Consider the following 2,663-nt stretch of genomic DNA (forward strand, 5'->3'; position numbering starts at 1 on the left):
TGTAAATAGCAATTAAGAATGCAGCATAATTGGCAACTTGGCGTGCAGCACTTTTGGCACTAATAAATACATAATCCAGTTCAAAAGTATGCTATAAAATTTACTTGTCCAAGAACGTTTTTCTATTCTCCATTCTATAGCTCTCTCCTGTTAGATTTATGACTTCACAGCGGAATAATATCCGATCTAGAAGTGCCGTTGCAATAACCTCATCTTCGAGCATTTTGGCCCATTCTGTCGGCTTCTTATTGGTGGTTACGATAATGGAAGTCGATTCATAGATCTGATTGATGAAGTTGAAGAAAGAGACCGCTACATTTTTTTCAAGCGGGAACAGCATTACATCATCGATCACGATCAGGTTTGCGCGGAGCATCTTTTTATATTCAGCAGTCTGTGAACGCACAAAGTCCCTGGTTTTCAGGGTGGACACAATCTCTTCCATTGTCCTGAAGTATACATGATAGCCTGCCTTTACAGCGTCTTTTGCAAGGCCTGCCGCAAGCATTGTTTTCCCCGTACCACTGGGGCCCATCAGTACTAGATTGAAGAGCTGGTCGATCCAGTTGAGTTCCCGGAGTGCGGCAAGCCGTCTGTCGGTGAGTCCATTACGTTTAGCTTCATATAGCGATAAGTCGCTGTTCCTTGGTAGTGATGCGGATTTCATCCGCCTGCTTTCATCCCGCTGCTGACGGTGCAGCTGTTCCGTTTTCAACAAACGCGACAGTAGCTCCAGGTAGCCTATTCCCTCAGTTTCTGCCGTAGATACAATTTCATCAAGGTCTGCGGCAATTGCCGAAAGCCTGAAGTCGGTGCAGAGTTGTTTTACCTGTTGTTTTTGATTTTCCATAGTTTGCCTGATAAGATTTATAAGTACCCCTGTCGGAGCTGCGACAGGGGGTTGTTTTAGTTGTTTCCGAAAAGTACCTCATAATCACCCAGATCGCTTTTCTGGGGTTCAATATCCAGTTGTGTACTGCTGTTTCCATCCAGAGGGTTGAGCCTGATGATCTTGGTGTCCAGCTCAGGCTCCTGCTTTTTTTCCGAGCGGATGTATTCCAGATATGCTTTGAAGTCCGTAGCGCTCAGGATGTTGTTGGCATGTACATAATCCAGCGCGCGCGATATCTGTGCGGCGCTGTTATCCTTTACAGTACGCTCGACCATCTGCAACTGATCCCGTATATACCTCTTTTTGTGAAGTTTTATGGCCAGTATCCACTGCTTTGCCTTACCCGGATCTTCGAACAGGGCAGAGACGCGGTCTACTGTTTCTGCTATTCTGGGTTCCATGTCCCGGCCATGGCTGCGCAGTATGACCTTTTTTCCTTTAAGGCTACAGAGGTCGTGCGTGCAGATCTCCTTTCCGGAAAGATCCGAGACAAGCAGCTTACCGCCGTGTTCGATCAGCTGCACTTTAACGGTTCCGGCGTTGTAGGTACCGATGGGAACGCTGTAAAAATTACCCCTATAGGACACCTTATTGTCTTTATGGACAGCGTAAAGCTTTTTTATCGGGATCCGGGGGGCTATTTCATACCACATCTCCAGAAATAACTGTTCGCGGGCCAGCTCCTGTTGTGGAACAAGCTTTGTTGTACCGTGGGGTAGATTGTTGGCCGTGCGGAAAAGCCATGCCCTGCATTCATCGTTGAGCGTATCCAGATCACGGTAGGGCCTGTTGTAGAGAAAGTTCTGCTTTACGTATTTGACAACGTTCTCGACTTTTCCCTTGCTCTGGGGATCGGATCTGCGGCAGAAATGCAGCTTGATGCCGCGGTCGCGTACATAGCTGGAAAATTCAGCGGTAAGAACAATGTCACCGAGGTTTTCCGATACCATAAATAATCTGTCCTGATCATAGACAATCTCCCGGGGAAGACCCGATATGAAGCTGAATGCCTGTTCATGTGCACTGATCACCATGGCTGTTGTAAAGGGAACATCACTGAACAGCACAAACTTATAACGGCTCCGGGAAAGGATGAAAGTAAAGAACTGTACTTTTTTCTGCCTGTTCTGGGTAGTGGTCATGTTATAAAAGCCAAAGTCAACCTGCGCCTGCTCACCATAGGGAAGCTCGGGGACCATCTGGAAATCGCGGCCGTTAGCTTCTTTGGGGATACTGAACTCCATGCGGATGCCCTGTACAAAGTTGAATACGGTCTTGGGACTGACATCAGGGAAGTCTGGGTAATGTTCCTTGAGCCAGTCAGACATCTGGGCCGCTGAGGTATCGTTATACAGCGACAGTTTTTCCTTTACGAAATCACGGTAGGGATCCAGTAACTTTTTCTTGGAAGAGGGGGCTTCCAGTTCTTTTTGGTAACTTCGGTCATCTTTGCTCAGAAGCTTTTTTACCGTGCGCCAGTTCAGGCCCAGATGATCGGAGATCTTACGGATCGAGCTGCCCTCCCGGTACATTTTGTGAACCTCGTGATAGGTCATAAGTTTACTTAAATAATAGTTCATAAATAACTTTGTCTTTTTGCTGTGACAAAGCTTGTTTTTTCTTTTGGGACACCGCGTCCCAAAAGATGAACTATGTATTTATTAGTGCCAATTATGCTGCATTCCTTATTGCCAAAAACGCTGCACCATTATTGCCATTTTTGCTGCACGCTTAATTACCAAAAGTTGTGTATTCTGATTTACCGATTACA

General features: G+C 46.3%; 2 protein-coding genes. Both read right to left on the minus strand.

Annotation, left to right across the window (positions count from 1 at the left end; genetic code table 11):
- Positions 1-100 precede the first annotated feature (100 nt).
- Positions 101-850 carry an IS21-like element helper ATPase IstB gene (gene istB / locus FAZ15_RS22350; protein WP_136903586.1) on the minus strand — a complete coding sequence of 250 codons (750 nt, stop codon included), beginning with the start codon at positions 848-850 and terminating at the stop codon, positions 101-103.
- A 56-nt stretch (positions 851-906) separates the two neighbouring features.
- On the minus strand, positions 907-2,448 hold the full coding sequence (istA, locus tag FAZ15_RS22355; RefSeq protein ID WP_162305045.1) for an IS21 family transposase: 1,542 nt from the start codon (positions 2,446-2,448) through the stop codon (positions 907-909).
- Between the last annotated feature and the right edge of the window lie 215 nt (positions 2,449-2,663).

The sequence above is a fragment of the Sphingobacterium olei genome (assembly GCF_005048855.1).
Lineage (GTDB): Bacteria > Bacteroidota > Bacteroidia > Sphingobacteriales > Sphingobacteriaceae > Sphingobacterium > Sphingobacterium olei.